This is a genomic window from Liquorilactobacillus satsumensis DSM 16230 = JCM 12392 (assembly GCF_001435195.1).
GTDB classification, from domain to species: domain Bacteria; phylum Bacillota; class Bacilli; order Lactobacillales; family Lactobacillaceae; genus Liquorilactobacillus; species Liquorilactobacillus satsumensis.
In genome coordinates this window covers 1-19,448 of record NZ_AZFQ01000009.1, presented here as the reverse complement: position 1 = coordinate 19,448, position 19,448 = coordinate 1, and the positions used below count along the sequence as shown (strand labels likewise).

At 41.6% G+C, this 19,448-nt stretch carries 22 protein-coding genes; 2 read left to right on the top strand and 20 right to left on the bottom strand.

Annotated features, from left to right (window positions below):
- Nucleotides 1-270, top strand: a 270-nt coding sequence (locus tag FD50_RS00570) for a hypothetical protein (RefSeq protein ID WP_056959508.1), incomplete at its 5' end; no start/stop codon positions are given.
- Nucleotides 263-649 (top strand): hypothetical protein, encoded by a 387-nt coding sequence (locus tag FD50_RS00565; protein WP_056959506.1) that lies wholly within the window; start codon nt 263-265, stop codon nt 647-649. The genes FD50_RS00570 and FD50_RS00565, both read left to right, overlap by 8 nt.
- Nucleotides 650-796: 147 nt before the next feature.
- On the opposite strand, the gene FD50_RS00560 is transcribed toward FD50_RS00565, so the two are convergent.
- The 20 genes from FD50_RS00560 to mobQ form a co-directional block, all read right to left on the bottom strand.
- The gene (locus FD50_RS00560) at nt 797-1,756 is read right to left on the bottom strand and encodes a D-2-hydroxyacid dehydrogenase (protein ID WP_054757450.1); all 960 of its coding nucleotides are present in this window, start codon (nt 1,754-1,756) and stop codon (nt 797-799) included.
- Between the two features lie 13 nt (nt 1,757-1,769).
- Entirely contained in the window at nt 1,770-2,894 is a 1,125-nt protein-coding gene (locus FD50_RS00555; RefSeq protein ID WP_056959504.1) for an ArdC-like ssDNA-binding domain-containing protein, read from the bottom strand.
- A gap of 3 nt (nt 2,895-2,897) precedes the next feature.
- The gene (locus tag FD50_RS00550) at nt 2,898-3,113 is read right to left on the bottom strand and encodes a hypothetical protein (RefSeq protein ID WP_054757446.1); all 216 of its coding nucleotides are present in this window, start codon (nt 3,111-3,113) and stop codon (nt 2,898-2,900) included.
- A 121-nt stretch (nt 3,114-3,234) separates the two neighbouring features.
- Nucleotides 3,235-5,370, bottom strand: coding sequence for a DNA topoisomerase III (topB, locus tag FD50_RS00545; RefSeq protein ID WP_056959502.1), 2,136 nt, complete (start codon nt 5,368-5,370; stop codon nt 3,235-3,237).
- 6 nt (nt 5,371-5,376) lie between these two features.
- Nucleotides 5,377-5,787 carry a hypothetical protein gene (locus tag FD50_RS00540; protein ID WP_054757444.1) on the bottom strand — a complete coding sequence of 137 codons (411 nt, stop codon included), beginning with the start codon at nt 5,785-5,787 and terminating at the stop codon, nt 5,377-5,379.
- Between the two features lie 15 nt (nt 5,788-5,802).
- A complete protein-coding gene (locus tag FD50_RS00535) occupies nt 5,803-6,642 on the bottom strand; it encodes a conjugal transfer protein TrbL family protein (RefSeq protein WP_054757442.1) in 840 nt (279 codons plus the stop codon).
- An 18-nt stretch (nt 6,643-6,660) separates the two neighbouring features.
- Nucleotides 6,661-7,050, bottom strand: a complete 390-nt coding sequence (locus FD50_RS00530; RefSeq protein ID WP_054757441.1) for a hypothetical protein — start codon at nt 7,048-7,050, stop codon at nt 6,661-6,663.
- A 14-nt stretch (nt 7,051-7,064) separates the two neighbouring features.
- A complete protein-coding gene (locus FD50_RS00525; protein ID WP_056959500.1) occupies nt 7,065-8,615 on the bottom strand; it encodes a VirD4-like conjugal transfer protein, CD1115 family in 1,551 nt (516 codons plus the stop codon).
- A 1-nt stretch (nt 8,616) separates the two neighbouring features.
- Nucleotides 8,617-9,087 carry a hypothetical protein gene (locus FD50_RS00520; RefSeq protein WP_056959498.1) on the bottom strand — a complete coding sequence of 157 codons (471 nt, stop codon included), beginning with the start codon at nt 9,085-9,087 and terminating at the stop codon, nt 8,617-8,619.
- A 2-nt stretch (nt 9,088-9,089) separates the two neighbouring features.
- Nucleotides 9,090-9,458, bottom strand: a complete 369-nt coding sequence (locus FD50_RS00515) for a thioredoxin family protein (RefSeq protein WP_054757439.1) — start codon at nt 9,456-9,458, stop codon at nt 9,090-9,092.
- On the bottom strand, nt 9,445-10,062 hold the full coding sequence (locus tag FD50_RS00510) for a hypothetical protein (RefSeq protein WP_056959496.1): 618 nt from the start codon (nt 10,060-10,062) through the stop codon (nt 9,445-9,447). The genes FD50_RS00515 and FD50_RS00510 overlap by 14 nt, the downstream gene beginning before the upstream one ends.
- A 14-nt stretch (nt 10,063-10,076) precedes the next feature.
- A complete protein-coding gene (locus tag FD50_RS00505; RefSeq protein WP_056959494.1) occupies nt 10,077-11,234 on the bottom strand; it encodes a phage tail tip lysozyme in 1,158 nt (385 codons plus the stop codon).
- Complete coding sequence (locus tag FD50_RS00500; protein ID WP_056959492.1) at nt 11,235-12,653, bottom strand: type VII secretion protein EssB/YukC; 1,419 nt, start codon at nt 12,651-12,653, stop codon at nt 11,235-11,237.
- Complete coding sequence (locus FD50_RS00495) at nt 12,646-14,664, bottom strand: VirB4 family type IV secretion system protein (RefSeq protein ID WP_056959489.1); 2,019 nt, start codon at nt 14,662-14,664, stop codon at nt 12,646-12,648. Before FD50_RS00495 ends, FD50_RS00500 begins: the two co-directional genes overlap by 8 nt.
- The gene (trsD, locus tag FD50_RS00490) at nt 14,661-15,335 is read right to left on the bottom strand and encodes a TrsD/TraD family conjugative transfer protein (RefSeq protein WP_054757433.1); all 675 of its coding nucleotides are present in this window, start codon (nt 15,333-15,335) and stop codon (nt 14,661-14,663) included. The genes FD50_RS00495 and trsD overlap by 4 nt, the downstream gene beginning before the upstream one ends.
- A complete protein-coding gene (locus tag FD50_RS00485; protein ID WP_054757431.1) occupies nt 15,304-15,666 on the bottom strand; it encodes a hypothetical protein in 363 nt (120 codons plus the stop codon). Before FD50_RS00485 ends, trsD begins: the two co-directional genes overlap by 32 nt.
- A gap of 20 nt (nt 15,667-15,686) precedes the next feature.
- Nucleotides 15,687-16,022 carry a CagC family type IV secretion system protein gene (locus FD50_RS00480; RefSeq protein ID WP_054757429.1) on the bottom strand — a complete coding sequence of 112 codons (336 nt, stop codon included), beginning with the start codon at nt 16,020-16,022 and terminating at the stop codon, nt 15,687-15,689.
- Between the two features lies 1 nt (nt 16,023).
- Complete coding sequence (locus FD50_RS00475; RefSeq protein WP_054757427.1) at nt 16,024-16,611, bottom strand: hypothetical protein; 588 nt, start codon at nt 16,609-16,611, stop codon at nt 16,024-16,026.
- Between the two features lie 35 nt (nt 16,612-16,646).
- Complete coding sequence (locus FD50_RS00470) at nt 16,647-16,955, bottom strand: hypothetical protein (protein WP_056959488.1); 309 nt, start codon at nt 16,953-16,955, stop codon at nt 16,647-16,649.
- Between the two features lie 80 nt (nt 16,956-17,035).
- Nucleotides 17,036-19,099 (bottom strand): MobQ family relaxase, encoded by a 2,064-nt coding sequence (gene mobQ / locus FD50_RS00465; RefSeq protein ID WP_056959486.1) that lies wholly within the window; start codon nt 19,097-19,099, stop codon nt 17,036-17,038.
- Between the last annotated feature and the right edge of the window lie 349 nt (nt 19,100-19,448).

Here is a 19,448-nt window from a genome sequence, read left to right as displayed (position 1 = left end):
CGCCAGTCGCGCACTCGCTACTGGTTGATGATCGCTAACGATCCTTACGATCAGACCTACAATGTATTTTTTAACAGCCAACGGGCTAACGAGCGCTTGCAATCCGTTCCTTTACATAAATTAGCACACTATGATTTAGCTGATTTGGAGACGCTACTAAAAGCTTTGCGACAAAAGATTAAACTAACGGTCGAATTTGTTGGCTTTACTGGTGAACGCTGGCCTAAAAGTCAAAAGTTAATTCAACGAAAGCGGGTGCCCCTTGAATAACCAAGACTTTGACTTAGATACGGTTAAGCACTTCTTTGAACATGATTATCACGACCGAGGCATGATGAAATGGCAGGGGTTCTATTTGTCCGATCATACCGCCGCGCTAAATCAACAAAACCAGCAGTTGAATGCAGTCTATGTCCCACGACCGCAGCAATCCTTAGCAGAACTGACACAAGTGTTGGCCGACGCATATCAAAGTCAACAACTGGTAACGATTCAGCTAAAAACGGTTGACCAAAATAACCGCCATTTGCCGGATATAACAACTTTGATTCATGGCTACAATGCTAATGATATTGTGATTGATTCTGATTGTTTCGTCCCGCTACAAGGAATTCGCAATGTGGCATACAAAAAGACGGAGAAGCTATAAAAATTAGCTCTCCGTCTTTTCTTAACGCTTTATTTGCTGTTGTTCATCTTGTCTTGGCTGTGTGATCTTTGGATTTTGTCTCACAAAATTTTGAAACTATTTTTTAGCTCAACTGCTTATTTCTTGGTACACTATATCGAGCTTGATTTAATTGATAACATTTTGAGGATTACCTGATAGATACGCCCTTACATTAGCAATGGTTATATTCAACAACCGTTCTCTTGTTTCGTACGGTGCCCAAGCAATATGTGGCGTAATATAGCAATTTTTTGCTTTTAGCAGGGGACTGTCACTATCAATTGGTTCTTTTTGAACAACGTCAGTAGCGTATGCGTAAACCTTATCTTCATTCAAGGCTTTCTTAATATCGTCCTCATTAACCAGTTTGCCTCGCGCTGTGTTTAGCAAAATAACACCGTTTTTCATTTTTGCAATCGTGTCATTATTAATTAAATGCATTGTCTCCGGCGTTTGAATTACGTGCAAACTAATAACATCTGATTTCTTTAAAAGCTCATCAAGAGATACTTGTTGAGCCAAAGTATCAGCAATTTTTTTAGGACGATGATTATAAAAAATAACTTTCATAGAAAAGGCGTGCCCTATTTTAGCAACTTTTTGAGCAATATGACCGTAACCGATTAGCCCCAAAGTTTTGTCTTTTAATTCTAATAGCGGTTTGTCCCAAAAAGTAAAATCAGGTACCTGTGACCATTTATTTTCATGAACCAGCCGATTATGCAAGCCAACCTGACTTGTTGCCTCTAATAGTAACGAGAAAGTAAATTGTGCTACTGCATCACTAGCATATGTGGGAATATTAGTTACTACGACTTTATTTTTATGAGCACTTTTAATATCAACGACATCGTAACCGGTTCCCATAATTCCAATATAATTTAGCTTCGGAGCTTTACTAATCACGTCGTCATCTAGCGGAGTTTTATGCGTGATAACAATTTCAGCGTCACTAATTCGTTTTATAATTTCATTCTGATCATTAACTGGTGTACGGTCATAAAAAGTACATTCGCCTAAGTCTTGCAATAAGTGCCAATTTAAATCTTTATTTAGCTCATAACCATCTAAAAGAACAATTTTCATCGTGAGATATCTCCTATCTTTTTAGTGTTTCGCCTGTATTCCGTTCTGCTTGTCTAATTTCTGGATTCTGACTCACAAAATCTTGCAACTGTTTTTGCGTTCGATTACTTATTTCTTGGTGAACATCATTTAACTGGTTTTTAAATTGCGCTTTCTGTTGTGGACTAATTGCTTGTTGAACTTTTTGTTGCAAGCCTTGATACGACTTATTAAGTTCCTTGGCTGATCGCTTTTTTAGATCATGTTCAGGATCTTTTTGCGCTTCCTGTAAGCCTAATTGTTTGGTTAACCCGTCACTAAGCGCAATCACTTTGTTGCTCACTTGCTGGATCTCACTCAAAGCACTATGGATCAGGGCTTTATCTTTAGCCCAGGTAGCCACATAACCAAGTGAGTAGTTACTGGTATCAACGCCAATATTTTGCATGGCAACATATGCGACCGCTTCGGCTTGGGTTTCCTGATAGGCTCGTGGGCGATCTTTAAAAGCTGCTTTTAACCCATGTAGCTGACTATGCGCATATTCGTGATACAACGTCTTTAATTTTAGGGCATTGTCAGGTTCATCACCACCAATGACGATTTTACTAGTGCTAGGTTGAAAGTACCCTTTAGCTCCATTTAGTTTCGCTAAGGGTGCCTCACTGACTTGCAGATCGGTTTGTTGGTTTAAATAATCTTTGAACGCGTTATACAAGCTCGTCACATTCTGATGATCGGCCAAGTTTTCTTTGACAAAATCTTTAGCACTTAGGACTGGGTCACCACTAGTTTGTGATATATCGAAGATGGGCAGATAACGATAACCGACAATGGCACGTTCGTCGGTGGTATCAAGTCGCTTTTGATCAGCAGGGGTTAATTTCTTAATAATCGGGGCTGCAATTCGAATGGCCTTAGCACCCTTATTAACGGTGCGGTTAAAATCAGTCTGCCATTGTTTAAAACCGGCGACTTGGGTCGCTTGCGGATTTTGAGCATAGATTAAGTCAATGTTTCTAGCACTGTACTGGTGGAATTTAGCCAAGGTATTAAGATACTGTTTAAATTGATCACTATCGGTCAATTTTAGAATTTGCTGTTCGGCTTGGGCAACTAATTGTGCTTTCCAGGCTTTAACGTCGGCTTTACTTGGCATAGGCTAACCCTCCTCATCTTCAAAAATATCGTTCAAGGTTGGTACCGCTCTTATTTGAATCGGGGCTGTGCCATACAGGGCGACGTAGCCGTCGGTTAATTTTTGCCAAGCGACTTGATAATAAGCGCCATTACCAGTGATTTCTTTTAAATACTTGTAGGTTCCTTTAGTCTGCAAAATGGGTAATTCGCTGCCAGTGACCGCTAATTCATTGTTCATTTGATAATCTCCTTTGCTTTGCTAATCTCACCCGTCATTTAGGTTTACTTTTGGCTTTGTAAAAGTGAACCTAAATGACGGGTTCACCAACTGGAACGTCGTGTAAGGCGGTAGGTAAGGTCTAATCAAAGTCAAAACTTAATTTATGGCCGTCAAGCTTTAACTTGGCGGCAAACGACTTCCCCTTTTTGCTTTTGAACCCCTTTAATTTGCTGGTTTCCCCTTTAGTGACCAACGCTTTAATTGCGGTCTTACCGAGGGTCTTACTGCTCCATTTCTTGGGTAAGGTAAAGTCTTCGCCTTGTTTGGGCTTTACCATGTAAAACTTTGGTTTATTTAACACGGTGGCTTGTGGGGTTTCTAAGAAGACCTCGGCGGATTTTTGTGCCTGCTGCTGGTGGTCAATTTGTTGTTTGATCGCTACATTTCCTGCTAATTGGGTCGGTACATCAGCAATTAATTTAGCCACAAACTTCCTAATTTGACTTAAAAAGTTAGCTGGGGTGCGTTCTTCGGTACTGATTTGTTGTAACGCTTTTTCCCATTTAGCTGTCATTTCCGGACTAGTCAGCAAGGGTTCGAGTTCAACCGCTTTGCATAAAGTAATTCCGGCTTCACTGACGTGTAGCTTATTTTTTTCAGTCAGTAGATAGCCGCGTTTCTTTAAGACTTCCAGCACATTGGCCCGGGTTGCACTCGTCCCAATGCCTTGTACATCTTTGAGAATCGCCTGGGCTGCTTCATCATCAAGCGTTTTACCGGCCGTCTTCATTGCCATAATCAGGGTACCTTCGGTAAAGGGGACCGGTGGGGTCGTTTCTTTTTGCGGTGTTTGCAGGTTGGCTTGGACTTGATCGCCTTGGTGAACCAGCGGTAAGGTTGCTACTGCTTGCTGGTCGGCCTTGTGGTCATCAAATAGAGCTTTCCAACCTGGCTTAGTTGGCACCTTCCCCGTTGCTTTAAAATTAGCGTCGCCAACCTGGGTGATAATAGTGGTTTCCTCGTATTCGTACGGATCAGCAAACATTGCTAACGTGGTTCGTAACACCAAATCATAGACTTGTTGCTGTATTTTGGGCAAGCTGGCTAATTTCTCTTTCGTCGGCACAACTTTAGTCATGATAATGGCATAATGTTCTTCGACCTTTTTACCGTTGACGTAACGTTTATTTGGGGTGGTATTCGGTAAAGAAACTTGCTTAGAGACTAAACCCAGATACTTCGTCAGATTAGTCACTAAATACTCAAATTCTTCATCAGTGATATAAGTACAATCGGTTCGTGGATAACTAAGCAGTTTGGCTTCGTACAAACTTTGAATGGCCGCTAAGGTTTGGCTGGCACTGGCGTGATAACGTTTATTCATGGCACTTTGCAGACTGGATAGCGAGAATAGTTGCGGACTGGCACGTTTTTTAGCCTGTTTTTGGACATCCTTGATTAAACCGTTCTGCAAGCCTTTCTGAACGTGTTTAGCTTGCATGAATGTCATTAGCCCTGATTCGTTTTTAAACCGCTGATAAGGGTCTAATTTAGCCTCGAATTTTTGCTGATTAGCTAAAATTTCCGCATTCAGTTCAAAATAGGGTTCTGGCTTAAAGTTTTTGATGAGTTGATCTCTTTGATAGACCATATACAAAGTTGGCGTCTGTACGCGACCAATCGAGTACACTCCGTGCACCCCGTTTTGTCTCAATAATAAAGTATATAAAGGACTGCCATTCATGCCAATTAACCAGTCACTAATTTGACGGGTTTGGGCTTCCTTGTAAGCTAAATAATCTTTATGCCAATCACCAAGATTTTTAAAGCCGGTTATAATGGCGTCTTTTTCCAAACTATTCAACCATAGCCGTTTAATGGTCTTCTTTCTAACGTCAATATGGGCTTGGTTCATGATCGACCAGGCGATATTAGAACCTTCTCGGCCACTATCAGTAGCGACTATAATCGTATCGGCTTTAGTTAATAAGTCTTTGACAACTTTAAACTGATCTTTTTTACTAGCTGCCACTTCAAACTTGTATTTATCAGGAAAAATCGGTAAATTAGATAAGGCCCATTGCTGATATTTCTGATCGTACTTATCCGGTGTGGCTAGTTCAACTAAATGTCCGAGACCATACGTCACAAGCGTATTTGCGGGCAAAACAGGGTCACTAACCGTATAGTAACCCTGTTTTTTTGTGCTCTTTTGAAAGGCTTGTACGTATGAACGGGCCTGACTAGGTTTTTCAGCTAAGATAACAGTGGTCATGTTCGTTCACTCCTTGTGATTAAGCTTCTGTTCTAATTCTGTTTTTCCCTGTTCAGCTGCTTTCAACCAAGTTTCACGTCGCAATTCTTGTTGTTGCTCTATCGATTGTTGCTTCAAATATTGTTGATACCGGTTGATAGCTTTGAGATCTGCATAGGCTGACCAACGGAATAATAAGCCACCCAGCAGTAAAACTAAGGCCATTAGCGCAGTTCCTAAAAAATCGGTATTGTTCGCCGTGAAAAGCTCTTGGTATAAATCCATTAACATGAGGTAAATTCCCATCACATAGAAAATCATACTAACTAAGTTATCAAAATAGTAAGACAGCCTAGTCCGCCGTGAAGGTGTTGTAAAAGGGTCGGTTCGCATATCTTTTTTGGCTTTTTCCAATAACCAGTGTGCGATTTTTTTCATAACTACGTATCCCTCCTAGTGATTACGGAAATAATTTTGAAACATTCTCATAGCGCCCATACCAGCACTTTTAGTCACACCTGTTGAAGCCCAAAAGTCTTTAACGGCGTCAGGTGTTTTGACCACCAGAAAACCGAATCCGATTGAAGCTATAAAGGCAATAAACCCATACTTTGCCATATTAGTGAAACACCAGACTGATAGTGACATACAAAGCACCTGGCTAATAATGGACGCATTGTAATAAATGTACTTCTTCCACCACGTGCCACTATAATCAAAGCTTTCAGTCGCCATGCTCATTGCCGCTAAAGGAATCGTCAGGTTATACCAAGCCATATCAGCCACAAACACACACATTTTGATAAAGAACACGACGGTTACGACAGTGAAGATTAGTAGAAATAAAATCTGTAAGGGTAGCGAAATGCCAACATCTTTTAGCCCAGGAACTTTATTCATGCCAGTAATCGATTTGGCCGTGAATTTCTGATCAGAACTAAACATATACTTTAGGAGCGGAAAGGTAATTGAACTTTGAATAAAGCCTTGTAAGAACACGAACACTGGGATCACAGCCGCTGATTTAATCCCGTCCATAATAATATTGGCCCAAGTAACATCGGTACTTTCGTCTGCTTCTTTTAGAATTGTCATCACAATGCGACCAAGTACAACCACAACAACTAACGATGTCGCAAATGACAAGAAGATGGCATACCACGTTTTAACAATCGGTAAGCTTTGGTTGGCTTGGTCAATGATTGCCTTACAGATATTGAATAAGCCGTCCAATAGTCCAGACAAGAGCCATTCGAAAAAGTGTGAAATGGCTGATTGAATGATATTTGTCATTTTAAATCCCTCCTTTGTCTATTTGGGAATGAGTGATACCGTACCAGTATCGCTTTTAGCCAGTGTATTAATTGGTGTTAGTTTATATTTGTCTGACTGCTTTTTAATCTTAAACAAGCGTGTTTCTGTGCTGCCTGAAACACTATTTTTACCAACGAACTTAATCTGTTCATCACTGTTTCGCTTAGTCAGTTTGTAACTGTATACCTCGCTAAATCCCGCCTGGGACAGAGTTAGGTTTTCTTTAGAGAATTTTGCAGTAGTGGCCGTACCATTATCTTTACTGGAAGCAAACGTCCATTGATGACTTTGCAAGTCTTGCGCTGTAGACTTCCCACAAGCAGTTAGACCAATAGCAATCAGCAACACTGTCATTACAGCAATTATATATTTCCGATATTTTTTCATTAATATGTCCTCCATTATCCAATTAAGTTCTTATCGTCTTCCTCTGGTTCCTCTGTTTGACTATCTTTATTTGAAACCCTCTCTAAGTCGCTGTCTAGGTTGTCCTGCTGTTGCTCCTCCTCTTTTTGAGACATCTCGCTTGCGGCTTCTTTTTGCGCAGTCCCCTTTAATTTTGCTTCCCATTTCGCTACTCTTTGATGAAAGTTGGTTTCTTGGCTGGCTTCTGGTTGACCTTGATACTCGTTCTGTGACAAGTTCACCAAATGATCGGCGCCAGGAAATAGTTTAAATTGGAACGCTTTTGTAGCTTTGACTGGTCGCGCATTACTAAAGATTAATAAGCTCTGATCTTCGGGCATACGCATGATCTCGTCGGGCGTCATCAGGGAACGGCTCGTATAGCTGTAACTATCGCTCTTACTATGGCTTTCTTCCTTACTATGACTGGTACTCTCACTACCGGTTTCCACTTTCACGGTTGATTTTCCTAACAGATCACTAAAGTATTTAGCGGTCACGTCGTTAGCCGCATTTAAGCAGATTTTAACGGCGTGATTACCTAAGATACTTTCGGCTTTATCCTTGCCGTACAAGGCTTGTAGCTGGGTTAAGGTCTGACAAATGGTCGTCACACCAATACCGTACCCCCGGCAAGTTGCTAGGAACTCTTCATACTTCGGAAACTTCCCTAAATTGACAAATTCATCAAGGATAAAGTCCACTTGATGGGGTAATTTAGCGTGATGATCGGCAGCTAATTTGTATAATTCATCAAACAATTGTGAGAAAAACAGATTGATGAAGCTTTCGTAAGTGTTATCCATCACCGGGATAATCACGTATAGGACAACTTTTGCGTTGCCAATTTCTTTTAAGTCAAAGTCCGAAAAGCTGGTAAAGTCGGCCACTTCTTGATCGACAAACTTCGAAATGGTTGCCAGTAAGCTTTCAATAATGCTGGCTTTCATTTCCCCTTTCGCCTTTTTAAAACCTAATTCATAAGCACGTCTCGCTGGATCGGACATTTTCAAATCCAGGAACAAGGTATCTAACGGACTATCGGCGCCCTTTTCTTCGGCTTCGACATCATTTTCCTGTAAGACCTGGGTTACGCCCGCCAAGTTCCGTTGTTCTGGTGACCGGTGCTTCATGACAAACAGAATTAGTGCCTTCAAAAGTTGCCGTTGGGTACTGAACCACACGTCTTTCTTACCTTCCGCATTCTCACTTTGGACGATCTTAGTGGCGACGGTTTCGGCTTGAATATCCCGTTGAATATAATCAAAGGGATTATAGCGGTCACTGTGCGCCATGTTGGCAAAATTGACGACATGTACTTGATAGCCTTGGGCTAGTTTGATACCGGCCGTCTTTTCGTATAATTCACCTTTCGGGTCGGTTACGACAATGCTGTTCTCCGTTTCATTAAACAGGTTGGTAATGACGACTGACTGGGTCTTATACGAACCGGGGCCCCCGACCACAAAAATATTCCGGTTGGGTTTGGTTGAGTTGTTCTGATAAACAACCTGCTTATCCACGATTCCTAAAATTGTGCCATTCATGTTAATCTCCCCCTTTCGCTGACTTTTTTCGATCCACTAATGATTTGAGAATTTCGGCCTTGGTACTCTTGTTAAATGCTGTGGTGAGGTCTTTAGTATTGATACTAAAGTAATGGTCACTCAATTCTTTTAAATTCCCCCACGTTGCGCTCCCGTGAGTTTCAGTATCGGCTGTTTCCCAAGCTTTGTGCTTACTGTTTCGCTTCAAGGCAAAGTAGATGGTATACAGGATCACGGCGACACTGACAATAATTAATACCGGATTTTTTTGGCCTAAATACAAGTTGTAATAGTGCCAAGGGTGTAAGGCTAATTGCTTTAATACGGCTGGCATATGATCGGCAAACGTTAGTTTATAGCGCGACAAAGCCATGACAGAGCCAGCTAAAATCTCTGCTAAATACAAGCCAATGATTAGCGTTAGTAGATACGGCCAACTAGCTTTAATCACGGCTATGCTTCTATCTTTCATTTTTAATCACCTACTATCTGTTTAATCTTTTGTTGGTTGGTTCCGGTGTACCGTTGCTTGCCATGGATCAAGGTTGGCACCGACGTTAGTTGATACTTCTGAATGTAATGGCGATTCTGCGGCTGATTCATGTTGATAAACACAATGTTATGACTAATTGCGTTGTGCCAATAGATTCGGTGAAAAATGGATTGACAATCCGGGCAATCATCGCGATAGAAGAACAACACTTTTTTAGGGTGCTTAGCTAATGCCATGACCGGTCGCTGTTTTTCCACGTGATTCACGTATTGATGACTTGCAAAACCACTAACAGCTAAAATCACCACGATTACCGCTAGGACTTTGCTAACCCGTTTAATTAAGGTCACTGGCTTTAAAGCTACTACCTAAATTTTGTACCGCGGTGATTCGATTCGTGGTGGTATCGAAGGTCACCTGGTAAAGCACCGTCGCCTTTTGCCAGTCGTTGTCGCCACTCTTACTTTGGTAGCTAACAACCGCCAAGCCTTTCATGTTTTGCCCCTGCTTACTTTGTGTATACAGATTCAGTTGGTTTAACTTGGCTGAAACACTATTGCTATCACCATAAGTCCCTTTATTGGAAAAGTATTGCTGGTATAACTTGTCGGAAATCAAGTCTTTAACACCATCTTTACGCTGACCGTAGGTCTTGGGCTTAAAGTTATTCATGACATCAAAGAACTTGGTGACCACCGTATTAAAGCTAAGTTCAGCCGAACTTTTGTCTTTATTATTTTGGTAGGTCTTATAACTGTCAATTTGGGTGCTCAATAACTGCTTTTGTTGGTTGGTTTTAGTCAATTGCTGACTAACTTGTCGCTTCTGTTGTTGTAAGCGCGTGATCTGCTGTTGCGCCTGTTTAACTTGACTATGTTGATAGGCATTCGCCCCTAATGACAGAACTAAGATCAAGCTACCAATCACAATACTTAAAACCATGCTCCGCTTCATTTGTTTCTCCCTCCTTACTTCTTGATTGGCCGGGCTAACGTCACATCACTACCACTTAGTAAGCTATAAAAGGCGGTGCCAAAGGTGCTTTCATTAACCTTGTCGCCTGTCCCACCTTGCTCAATAATCTTGGTGGCTTTGCCTTGCCATTTGCCTAACAGAATGGCCGTATGGCCGTTGTTTCCCGCGCCGGCGCCTTGATTGACAATCACAATATCGCCGGCTTTCGCGTCATTTTCACTGATTTGTTTCAAGTATTGATGGCTGCCCTGGGCGTCACTAGCCATCGTGCCGGTAAACCAGCCCATGTTGGCCGGTACCTTGTAACCAGCTTTATTAAGCGCTAACCAGACAAAGCCCGAACAATCCGTGCCACCAGTTTTGCTGGGATTCTTTAAATCACTGCCTAAATCGGGACTGGGGTGCGTTTGCACATAGTAGAAGTCCCCCTTCATGCTTTCCGCGTTTTTGACGATACTACCGCCGGAATAACTCGGGTCACTATCACAACCTAGCTCGGTCAGATCGCCGGAACTCGCGTTGTCTAAGGCATTGCCCGCTACTGGATCACTGGCACCAAACACGGAATACCAGTGATCGGCATAACCGTATCTTTGGCTTAAATACCATTGCTCCGGGTTTTTGCTCATGCCCTCAAAATCCATCAACCAGTCTTTGGTCGCTTTGTGCACGTCCGTGTATTTGAATATCTTCTTATTTGACGCATAGTAACTACTGTTCAATTCTTGGTCGAGATAATCTAATTGCACTCCGAGATTTGTGGCTGGTTTGTTTTCTTTGTGAGCTAAGTCTTCCAGTTTATCTTTTCGGCCACCTAACCACTGGGCTAAGCCCGTGGCACCGGAACTTGAATTAACAGATTTTGGATCAAGCCGACTTTCTAGTTGTAACACCCCCAAAATACCGGCTGCCGCTTGTGGGGTTGCGCCATACTTCTGTTGCCAATGCGCATAGATATTTTTAGCATTGGACGTCATGTCCTTGCTATCAAGCTGGGTCTGGGTTGCGGTAGTCGAATCATCGCAGCTGTTTTCTTGCAATTGACCTGTGACTGCCGCAATTAGCAAGATGATTAGCAGAATGGCGCCACCCACAATATAAGCAATCAGCTTCCACTTCTTTTTCTTATATTCAAACGACAGTACCTGCATTTAATCACCCACTTTTTGCTTGGCTTGATCAACTTGTTTTTGTGCTGCTGATTGGTCGCTTTGCGCATTCTTTAAGTCCGACTTAGCCGAATCTACCTTCTTGTCTTTGTCCTTATCTTTACTGCCATCAATTTTATTGGCGTCGTCTAATTTCTTTTGCGCGTCGCTAACTTCGTTCTTAGCGGAATTGAGGCTTAACAGCGCTTTTAAATACTTAGCTTTAGGGCTGTTCACGCCGGCTAACTTGGTTTGAACGGTCTGGGCGTCTTGCGTATCGTTATGTGCTAGGAAGGCTTGTCCCATTCTCAATAAAACATCAGCATTCGTCGTAAAGGATAATTGGTTATTAAGCGTATTGGTATCATAATTAACAATCGCTTTTTCGAGTTTCAATTGATCTTTTTGCTTACTCGTCGCCTTAGTTGGTAACTGCCAATCAGCCACTTGGCTACTATCTTTGTTGGCATAAGCCGTGTTGACAACCTTGTTTAACTGACTTGGATCAACCTTTAAGGCTTGCTGGTATTGTTTATGCTTTAGGAATGTTTGGGCTTGCTTACTTGAACTGTACCCGGCCTTTTTCATGGCTTCTTGGGCTTCTGACCACTTTTTATCATTTAAAGCCGTTTGAATTTTCCCGCTATATCTTAATCGTGTGACCTGGGCTTGATTCTGGTTAGCTAGGCTCTGATACTTCCGTTCGTCATTTTTGTGAACTAAACCGATAGCAACCACTGCCACGATCGCAATCCCAGTCACACTTAACCAAAAACGTTGCTTGTTTTTCTGCTGGTTCTGTTCAACTGCTTGCCATTCGTGGTAACTGACAAAATCCTCAATGCCGTTAACCACTTCTTTTAATTCGGCTAACGACGTGGCTTTAGCCACTTGTTGTAAATACTCGTCAGGGTGTTTGGCTAGGGCTTCTTTAGGGTTGCTCAATAGCCGTTCATATGGCGTCCCCGTTAAACAAAATAGGATTAAAGCCTTGTACTTAGCTAAGTTGCTGTGCTTATCATCATAAGGCATGAGTTCATTGGCGCGATAAGCGTACCAAACGTGTCGCATTGGGTAATACCATAGATTGGCTGGGTTCAACGCAATATGGTACTGACTATCCGTGACCACGTCCTGTCTCATGATTTCCTGGGCAATCGCTGACCGGATCGCCTTATTTTCATGGGGTAATTCCTTTAGTGACTTGACCTTATCTGGCAAGGTATAAGTTAAAACAACCTTCTGGTCTTGCTCAACAACATTAACTAACTGCAAGAAATTTGAATCAGCTTGCTTTAATTCGTTTAGCTCACTTAATTGATCGTATCGAAATTGATTATGATTGAGTTCAAGGATTAACTTGTTTCCTTGTCGTTTGAACGTGCCAACCTCAATATTCAATAGCTGGTTTGCTTTACTCATTTAAAGTCCCTCCTTCCTCTTCGGTGGTGGTCAAGGCGTCAATTTCACTTGGTGTCAGGATCACGCGCTTTTGATAATCCGGTTGTGTGGCGGTCTCACGGTTGTATTTTTCTTGGTAAGCTTCTGGGTCGATTAACCGCAATTCTTCTTCGGTTAGCTCCACCCGCATAAAAGCGCGTTGGCTACCATAGATCATCAGGGCTTCACCTTGTCTACGGCGTTCTAGTAACTTCTTTTCCTTATCCGAGAACGTCATGCGTAGTTTCGTAATCACATCATCAACGCCTTTACCGTCAAGACCAAAGAACACTTTGGTATAGGAGTTCCCGATGATGGCTTCACCAATATTTTGACCGGTGTCCGTTGTGCCTTCGATCACATCTTGAATTTGTTGCGTCCCAGCAATCGCCCCGGCATTATACTTTCTAAACCGCTTGTACGCTTGATGGAAAAAGGTGGCAGCCGCTTTGTGTAAGGTTAAAAAGTGAAATTCATCAACAAACAATTTCTTGCGGCTATGCCGATCTTTGGTGATTTCGTCCCACAAATACTGGAAGGTATTCAGATAAGCCGCTGATTGGACTTCCTGTTCACTTTGTAGTGGTTTTAAATCAAAGGAAATGATCTTACCCTTTAAGTTGACGTTGGTGTGCCCGTCAAATAGGCTGTTAGAACCATGGGTATAGCTGCCTAAGATGTAGTAGAAGTCTTTGACCCGATTAAATTTGTCAGCGTCCTTATCAGCTAATTTTTCCAACTCGTCATAGACATTGGATAAGGTCGGCCACTGATCGTCTTTAATCTCTTTTAAGCGGCTATATTTCAAAACACCACTGTTGACGTAGGCTTGTTTAACGACATCATCAAGGATTGCCAGCTCAACTTGGGTAATCCCAGTTTTAAGGACTTCAAAGAATCCCTTTAATCGCTGGATTTTATCTTTGACTAGTAAATCAAGGTTTGTGACCGCTTCATCGGCGCTTAAGATTTCTTCGGAAAAGATTTGTAGCGGATTAATTTTGTACTTAGCATTAGAAGTTAGGTGCAAGACTGCGCCACCTAGGGCTTCGACAATCTTGGTATATTCATTTTCTGGATCAATAATGTAGAGTTGATAGTCTTGAATGGCGTAGCGTAGGATTTTCTGGATCATATAGGTGGTCTTGCCGACCCCACTGGTACCAATAACCACCATGTTTTGGTTCAACGTTTTGTTGCGATCCAACATATCCACGGCAATTAGGCTGTTGGTGTCTTTGTTAACCCCTTCAATATCACTTCTCGGCTTTAAGTCCAGAATTTCGGCGTCATCAAAGGGAAACATACTGCTTGCCACTTCGGTATTACTCTCTTTATAGGTGTAATCCCTCATAAGGTTCTCGTTAATTGGCATGGTTGACCAAAAAGCTTGGAAGGTTGCTTTAACGGGCACAAGAGGCTTCATTTGTAGCTTAATCAATGTATTCTTAACGTTTTCGGTTAAGTCATCTAATTCTGCTAAACTGTTGGCCCGCAGATAAATGAGCATATGTTGGTACACAAATGTGGTAGAATTATCGAGGTATTTATCTAGTTGCATGTTGGCTGAATCAATATAATTTTGCAGAATCTTCTTTTTATACGGGTCGAACGTATTGAGCTTCTGCGCTTCCTTATTTTGAATCGTCTTCTTGTAATAGGTAATCATTGAATTGTTACTGGCGCTGTCGATATATTGCACAATATCGATAACGCCTTTTTTGCGCTTCAATTCTGACAACCAGTTGCCGTAAACCCGCTTGGGATAGTCAGCAATCGCTAATACCCGGATAAAGTTCTCACCCGACTGCACGTAGGTGGGGTACTGTTCCCAACTGAACGGGAACAGTGAGTGCAAGCTATCACGATCAATTAGTTTGGTAAAATCCTCGCCCGCTGGTTGGGGTTTGCTACCTGTTGGCTCTCCCGTGCCTTGGCTATTCTCTTTCTTAGTTGGCATGAATAAATCAATGACCTTATCACCAAAACTCATCCTGTTGCCTCCTCTCCATTGAAATTAATCAGGTTCTTTAAGATCTCTTGGACTTCTTGACTAGTCAGCACTTTGGCCGTTACATCAAAGTCTGTTAACGCATTTTCAATGTCTCGTTTAACTTGTTCGATTTTCTCGTCTAAATGAGTGACCGCTAGGTTTAAGCTCTTAACGCTTTTGTCCTTAATCGGCACCTTAACAATTAGCAGATGTTGCTTAGTTGTCATGTTTTTGGATTCTTGGACTTTAGTAAAGTGGTCCAAATAACTGGCAATTAATTGAATTTTGAACTGTTGCTCCGGGTGGTCTTTTTGTAAGGCGAGATACCGCCGTTTGAGACCATTGAGATAAGCCGTCATATTGACGGGAATCGTTGGCTCTAAGAACTGTAACGTGTCATCAACGCCTTCACCTAAGGTACTCATGAGAAACGCGCCATAGTCCTCAAAAACGTCCTGTTGTTCGGTTTCATTAAGTAGATCAAGGTTGATCCCACTAACTTCCAAAATGCCAACGAGATTACCTGTTTTGGTAACTTCGTAGTTACCATACATACCCACCACCAAGCTCATGTCATCAATGGTCTCTTTGCCACCATTGATTTTAGGCGGTTGGTAATCCCAATCTAGCTTCGCTGATTTATTGGCGGTTTTGCTCTTCTTCAAACGCATTTAGTTCACCTCGCTTCTTCGTTTTTAAATAAAACAGTTTCTGACCATTGGCATAGCGACGTTTCAACTTAAAGTTATCCCGCACTTTAATATTCTTCCGCGCCGCAACTGGCCTAATTGTTAAAATAGCCATGACAATCGTCATGGCTAAGACAACAATCACTATTTTTATCAGGACTAAAATCAACCCATAGGGTGGGATCGCAATAAAAATTAAGCCCACTAGTCCTGCCAGTCCCGCTACGCCAAAATCCTTTAAGGTGTAGTCTTTCCAGATCCCGTAATCTTTATCCACGTTCTCTGGGAAGATAAATTCTTTTCCTTTCTTCATTTGGCAGGCTCCTTTTTAAATTAAGTGAATAGACTGTAAACCCAAGGTAATAGCCAGATAATTGCTGCCGCTAAGGCCACTAAACCAGCCACCCGACCAACCGCGTGATAAACCTCTGATTTCTCTCGCGGATCGTCTGCGTCAGGCATTCTTTTGATAATAATAAATAGCGCGACACAAATCCCAACTAAAACGACCAACCCAGTTAGAATACCTTGAATCGTCTTACCAGCGCTGGTTAGCTTGCTTTTAACTTCGCCACCGTCCGTCGCCAAAACAACCTGGGCGTTCATCAATCCCAAGTAGATCGCAGTAGCTCCAGTAGTTGCTAACGCTTTTACTTTGTTGAACTTCATGTTATTCCTCCTTTCCGTCGTCTTCCGATGTTCGTAATTGAATTTGTTCTGCCTGCGTTTCTTCTGGTTCACGCTGATAGAATTTGTTCAATTGTTCCTCGGCAATTTGCTGGCTTGGTAATGGATCGGTGGCTAATTTGACGCGGCCGTTTTCACTCGTGGCTAAGTAATACTCTTTTTCTGACTGTCCTAATTCTTGGGCCTCTAAGACATGCAAATTATGTTCGTAACGGCCTAAGGCGTTATCGACTTCTAAACCATAGAAGCCCAAGAAGCCTTCCAGGAAACTCTCACCGAAAAAGGTCATTTCATTTTTGATCTGCTTATATTGATGAGTGGGCTTTTCGCTCACCAGTTGGTCGACTTTTTTAGCATTGTGGCTATCTTGATGACGATTAAACCAACCGCTAAGTTTTATTGGCTCAATTTTAAGCTGTCGTTTGACTGTCTTTTTAATCATGGCTTGCCGAGCTTCATCAATTGGTAGTCCATCACTTGCCAGCCGCGCTTGCAATTGCTTCTGATCCGCTAATTCTTGATCATCATGAACTAACTTACCTTTAATGCCTTGCCAGCTTTCAACTTTCATTGCCTCACCTCCTCAAAAAAAGCGCGTTAGGGTCGCTAAACAACTAGCTTTCCCCTAACCCGCCCGGTAAAATGGATTGTTAGGAGGGTGACACCTAGAAACTGTGATTCTAGGTGCTGATCCTCGTTAGCAACTTCACTGCTTACGAGGACGCCCTCTTTTTTTATGTGGTTTTTAATCCACTCTATCCCTTCATCAGATATTAATTTATTGGTACCTGAACCAAGTAAAAATTGATCAGGAAACTCTGGATGTCTTTTTATCCAGTTGCTGACATAATTTCGTCCGCGCCCCAGCTTTTGATTAGCTTGCGTTAGGCTGTACCATTCCTGATTTCCTGTCACATGTAAGTTCTCCTTTCTTAATTTAGTCACAGCTTAACACTAAAAAGATGTAATTTACACCATTTTATTTTACATTTTGATTACAAGTGCATGCCACCATCTTTATGCCGGTTTCTCGTTTGATGTTGCCGCTGCTTTTTCGCCATTTCCCACTCGGTCTCTTTTAAGCCTTGGGCTTGTTTTTGCCGTTGATAGTCTTCATCTCGGGCATATAAGGCCACCATAATGGCATCACTAAAGGCCGTCTTTAAGTAGTAGCTTGGACTAACTGGTTTGTAGTTGAATGGCTCGTAATGCCGCATTGTGGCTTTTCGGTATTGATCGTCCTTAGCTTGTTGTGCTTTTAACTGCTTTTGGATTTGTTCAATTTGGCTAGTCTTAATCGTGGGATCACTTTGACACTCACCAAGAAAAATTTGCTTGGTCCCGTCATGTTTTAAGACCCGTTGCAAGTCATGATTTTCTAACTGATCTAGGCTAAGTTGCCCCGACAAATAAGCTAACCCTAATTGATGTTCTTGGGTACTGAAAACCTTCGGCGGTTTTTCTTGCCATTGTTCCATTGTTTCAGCCTTGCATGGCTTTAATTCTGGATCATAGTACATCACGGCTGTATAAGCCTGTTCTTGTCTAACTAGAGAAAGATCATCTAAATCACCATCGGGAAAGGCTCTTTTCAATACTTCATGGTATTGCGTTTGAATGACTTGTTTAACTGCCATGATTGTCCGTAGGTCTTTGACTGCCCTCGTAATCTTTTGCTGCTCTGCTGGTGAATACTTTTCTAGTAGTCCTTGATCGACGTGTTCTAGACTTTCTAAGCTATCGTCATGGATCATCAGCGTATATTTAAGTTCGCTTTTGACTTCCTTTTCTTGTTGCATTAATAACTTGAAGCCAACGTATGGACGCTTGGTAAACGTCAATAATTGCTGGGACAGTAAGTCATTTCGAATATTCATTAAACGTTCTGTTAATTCACTACCCTTGAAAAGGGTTTGTTCGCTATCGGTTTCCTTAATTAATTCTCGTCTTTCAGCGGCCGTCGTCTGTTCAAAATCAAGCTCTGGATAAAGCTTTTTCGTCGTGCGATCGACCACTTTATTTAGGAGCTCATCAGCCTTTCTTAATGAACTTTCTTGTTGGTTAATTGTCAATAATTGTTTTGTCACATCTTCCCCAACTGCGTGTTTAATTAAGGTACTGTTTTTCCAATTAAATAGCATGCGGCGTTTGTCATCTAAACTCTCCAAACTAATATAAGTTTTCAATTCATGGCTTAACTCAGTGACCAACCTTTTTTCATTGAATGAGAAGTGTTTACTTAGGCTATCTAAATGGCCTCTATTGATTGCTTTTTCTTGATTATTTTTATAACTTGCTTTGATCTTTCGACAGTTCTTAACTTGTTGATTAAATGCCTTTCTTTCATGCCGTTTACTATTGATTCCCTCGTGTTGGGTGGGTGTATCATCTATCCCCTGCTCAATAAATGATTTTTCACTGATCCGATCCGGAATATTTTTTTGCTCTAAAACCTGATTAACACTAGCCGCCCAATTGTGACGCCATTCAATTATTTTTTCTTTCTTATCCCAATCAACCATCAGTATCTTTCTACTCTTAGGGTACTTACTAGTTCCGGTATATGTTTTATTGCCATTCTCATCTAAAATATATTGCTTTTTGCTCTTAATTCCCCATGTTCCGTCTGGATTAAATGGCCGGTTAGTTAACATCACATGGGCGTGAGGGTTATCTGCGTGGTCGCGATGAATTGCTACATCAGCGACCATGCCCTCATCAACAAAGTTTTCTTGCACGTATTTAATCAATAATTCCTTTTGCTCATCTGCACTTAACTCAACTGGTAAAGCCACATTAAATTCTTTGGCATAGCGTGAGTTTGCCTTACGATCTTTTTTTTCAACTTCGTTCCATAGTTTCTGCCTATCATTTGCCCATTCTGGAGCGTTTTTTGGTTTTAATATAAAGGTCTCTGGCATAATGGACCGCCCATAGAAATAATTTCGACCCTCTTTATTATCGAATAATTTTTCTCCACTACGATAAGCAGCACTGGCAATGGCACTACGTCCCTTACCGGCACTAATATTAGAAAAACTCATGTGGAATATTGCCATGTCGATCACCGCTTTTATTTTGGTTTGATTTTGTTGTCGCCAATGGCGACTTCTAATACAGGATTTTATCACGATTTACCCCACAATAATTTAGTGGGGTGTAAGTGCGCATTCACCTCGTTTCACTCGGTCTGCTGATTCCTTTAAATTTACTTTTAGTGTACGCCTGACGCTTCACTTTTTCAACGTTTATATTGACTTATATTTATTCAAGTGTTATTATCTTTATTAATTATATATAAGTTGGACAGGAGGCGTTAAGATGACCCAATCAGCATTGGAAAAGCAAGAAACCAAATTAAAACAGCTTAATCAAAAGATCAAAGCTGAAAAAAGTAAGATTGAACAA

What these genes read in the sequence shown, in the direction of transcription:
- FD50_RS00560 (WP_054757450.1), bottom strand. Translation starts at nt 1,756, where the DNA reads ATGAAAATTGTTCTTTTAGATGGTTATGAGCTAAATAAAGATTTAAAT.
- FD50_RS00555 (WP_056959504.1), bottom strand. Translation starts at nt 2,894, where the DNA reads ATGCCAAGTAAAGCCGACGTTAAAGCCTGGAAAGCACAATTAGTTGCC.
- FD50_RS00550 (WP_054757446.1), bottom strand. Translation starts at nt 3,113, where the DNA reads ATGAACAATGAATTAGCGGTCACTGGCAGCGAATTACCCATTTTGCAG.
- topB (WP_056959502.1), bottom strand. Translation starts at nt 5,370, where the DNA reads ATGACCACTGTTATCTTAGCTGAAAAACCTAGTCAGGCCCGTTCATAC.
- FD50_RS00540 (WP_054757444.1), bottom strand. Translation starts at nt 5,787, where the DNA reads ATGAAAAAAATCGCACACTGGTTATTGGAAAAAGCCAAAAAAGATATG.
- FD50_RS00535 (WP_054757442.1), bottom strand. Translation starts at nt 6,642, where the DNA reads ATGACAAATATCATTCAATCAGCCATTTCACACTTTTTCGAATGGCTC.
- FD50_RS00530 (WP_054757441.1), bottom strand. Translation starts at nt 7,050, where the DNA reads ATGAAAAAATATCGGAAATATATAATTGCTGTAATGACAGTGTTGCTG.
- FD50_RS00525 (WP_056959500.1), bottom strand. Translation starts at nt 8,615, where the DNA reads ATGAATGGCACAATTTTAGGAATCGTGGATAAGCAGGTTGTTTATCAG.
- FD50_RS00520 (WP_056959498.1), bottom strand. Translation starts at nt 9,087, where the DNA reads ATGAAAGATAGAAGCATAGCCGTGATTAAAGCTAGTTGGCCGTATCTA.
- FD50_RS00510 (WP_056959496.1), bottom strand. Translation starts at nt 10,062, where the DNA reads ATGAAGCGGAGCATGGTTTTAAGTATTGTGATTGGTAGCTTGATCTTA.
- FD50_RS00505 (WP_056959494.1), bottom strand. Translation starts at nt 11,234, where the DNA reads ATGCAGGTACTGTCGTTTGAATATAAGAAAAAGAAGTGGAAGCTGATT.
- FD50_RS00500 (WP_056959492.1), bottom strand. Translation starts at nt 12,653, where the DNA reads ATGAGTAAAGCAAACCAGCTATTGAATATTGAGGTTGGCACGTTCAAA.
- FD50_RS00495 (WP_056959489.1), bottom strand. Translation starts at nt 14,664, where the DNA reads ATGAGTTTTGGTGATAAGGTCATTGATTTATTCATGCCAACTAAGAAA.
- trsD (WP_054757433.1), bottom strand. Translation starts at nt 15,335, where the DNA reads ATGCGTTTGAAGAAGAGCAAAACCGCCAATAAATCAGCGAAGCTAGAT.
- FD50_RS00485 (WP_054757431.1), bottom strand. Translation starts at nt 15,666, where the DNA reads ATGAAGAAAGGAAAAGAATTTATCTTCCCAGAGAACGTGGATAAAGAT.
- FD50_RS00480 (WP_054757429.1), bottom strand. Translation starts at nt 16,022, where the DNA reads ATGAAGTTCAACAAAGTAAAAGCGTTAGCAACTACTGGAGCTACTGCG.
- FD50_RS00475 (WP_054757427.1), bottom strand. Translation starts at nt 16,611, where the DNA reads ATGAAAGTTGAAAGCTGGCAAGGCATTAAAGGTAAGTTAGTTCATGAT.
- mobQ (WP_056959486.1), bottom strand. Translation starts at nt 19,099, where the DNA reads ATGGCAATATTCCACATGAGTTTTTCTAATATTAGTGCCGGTAAGGGA.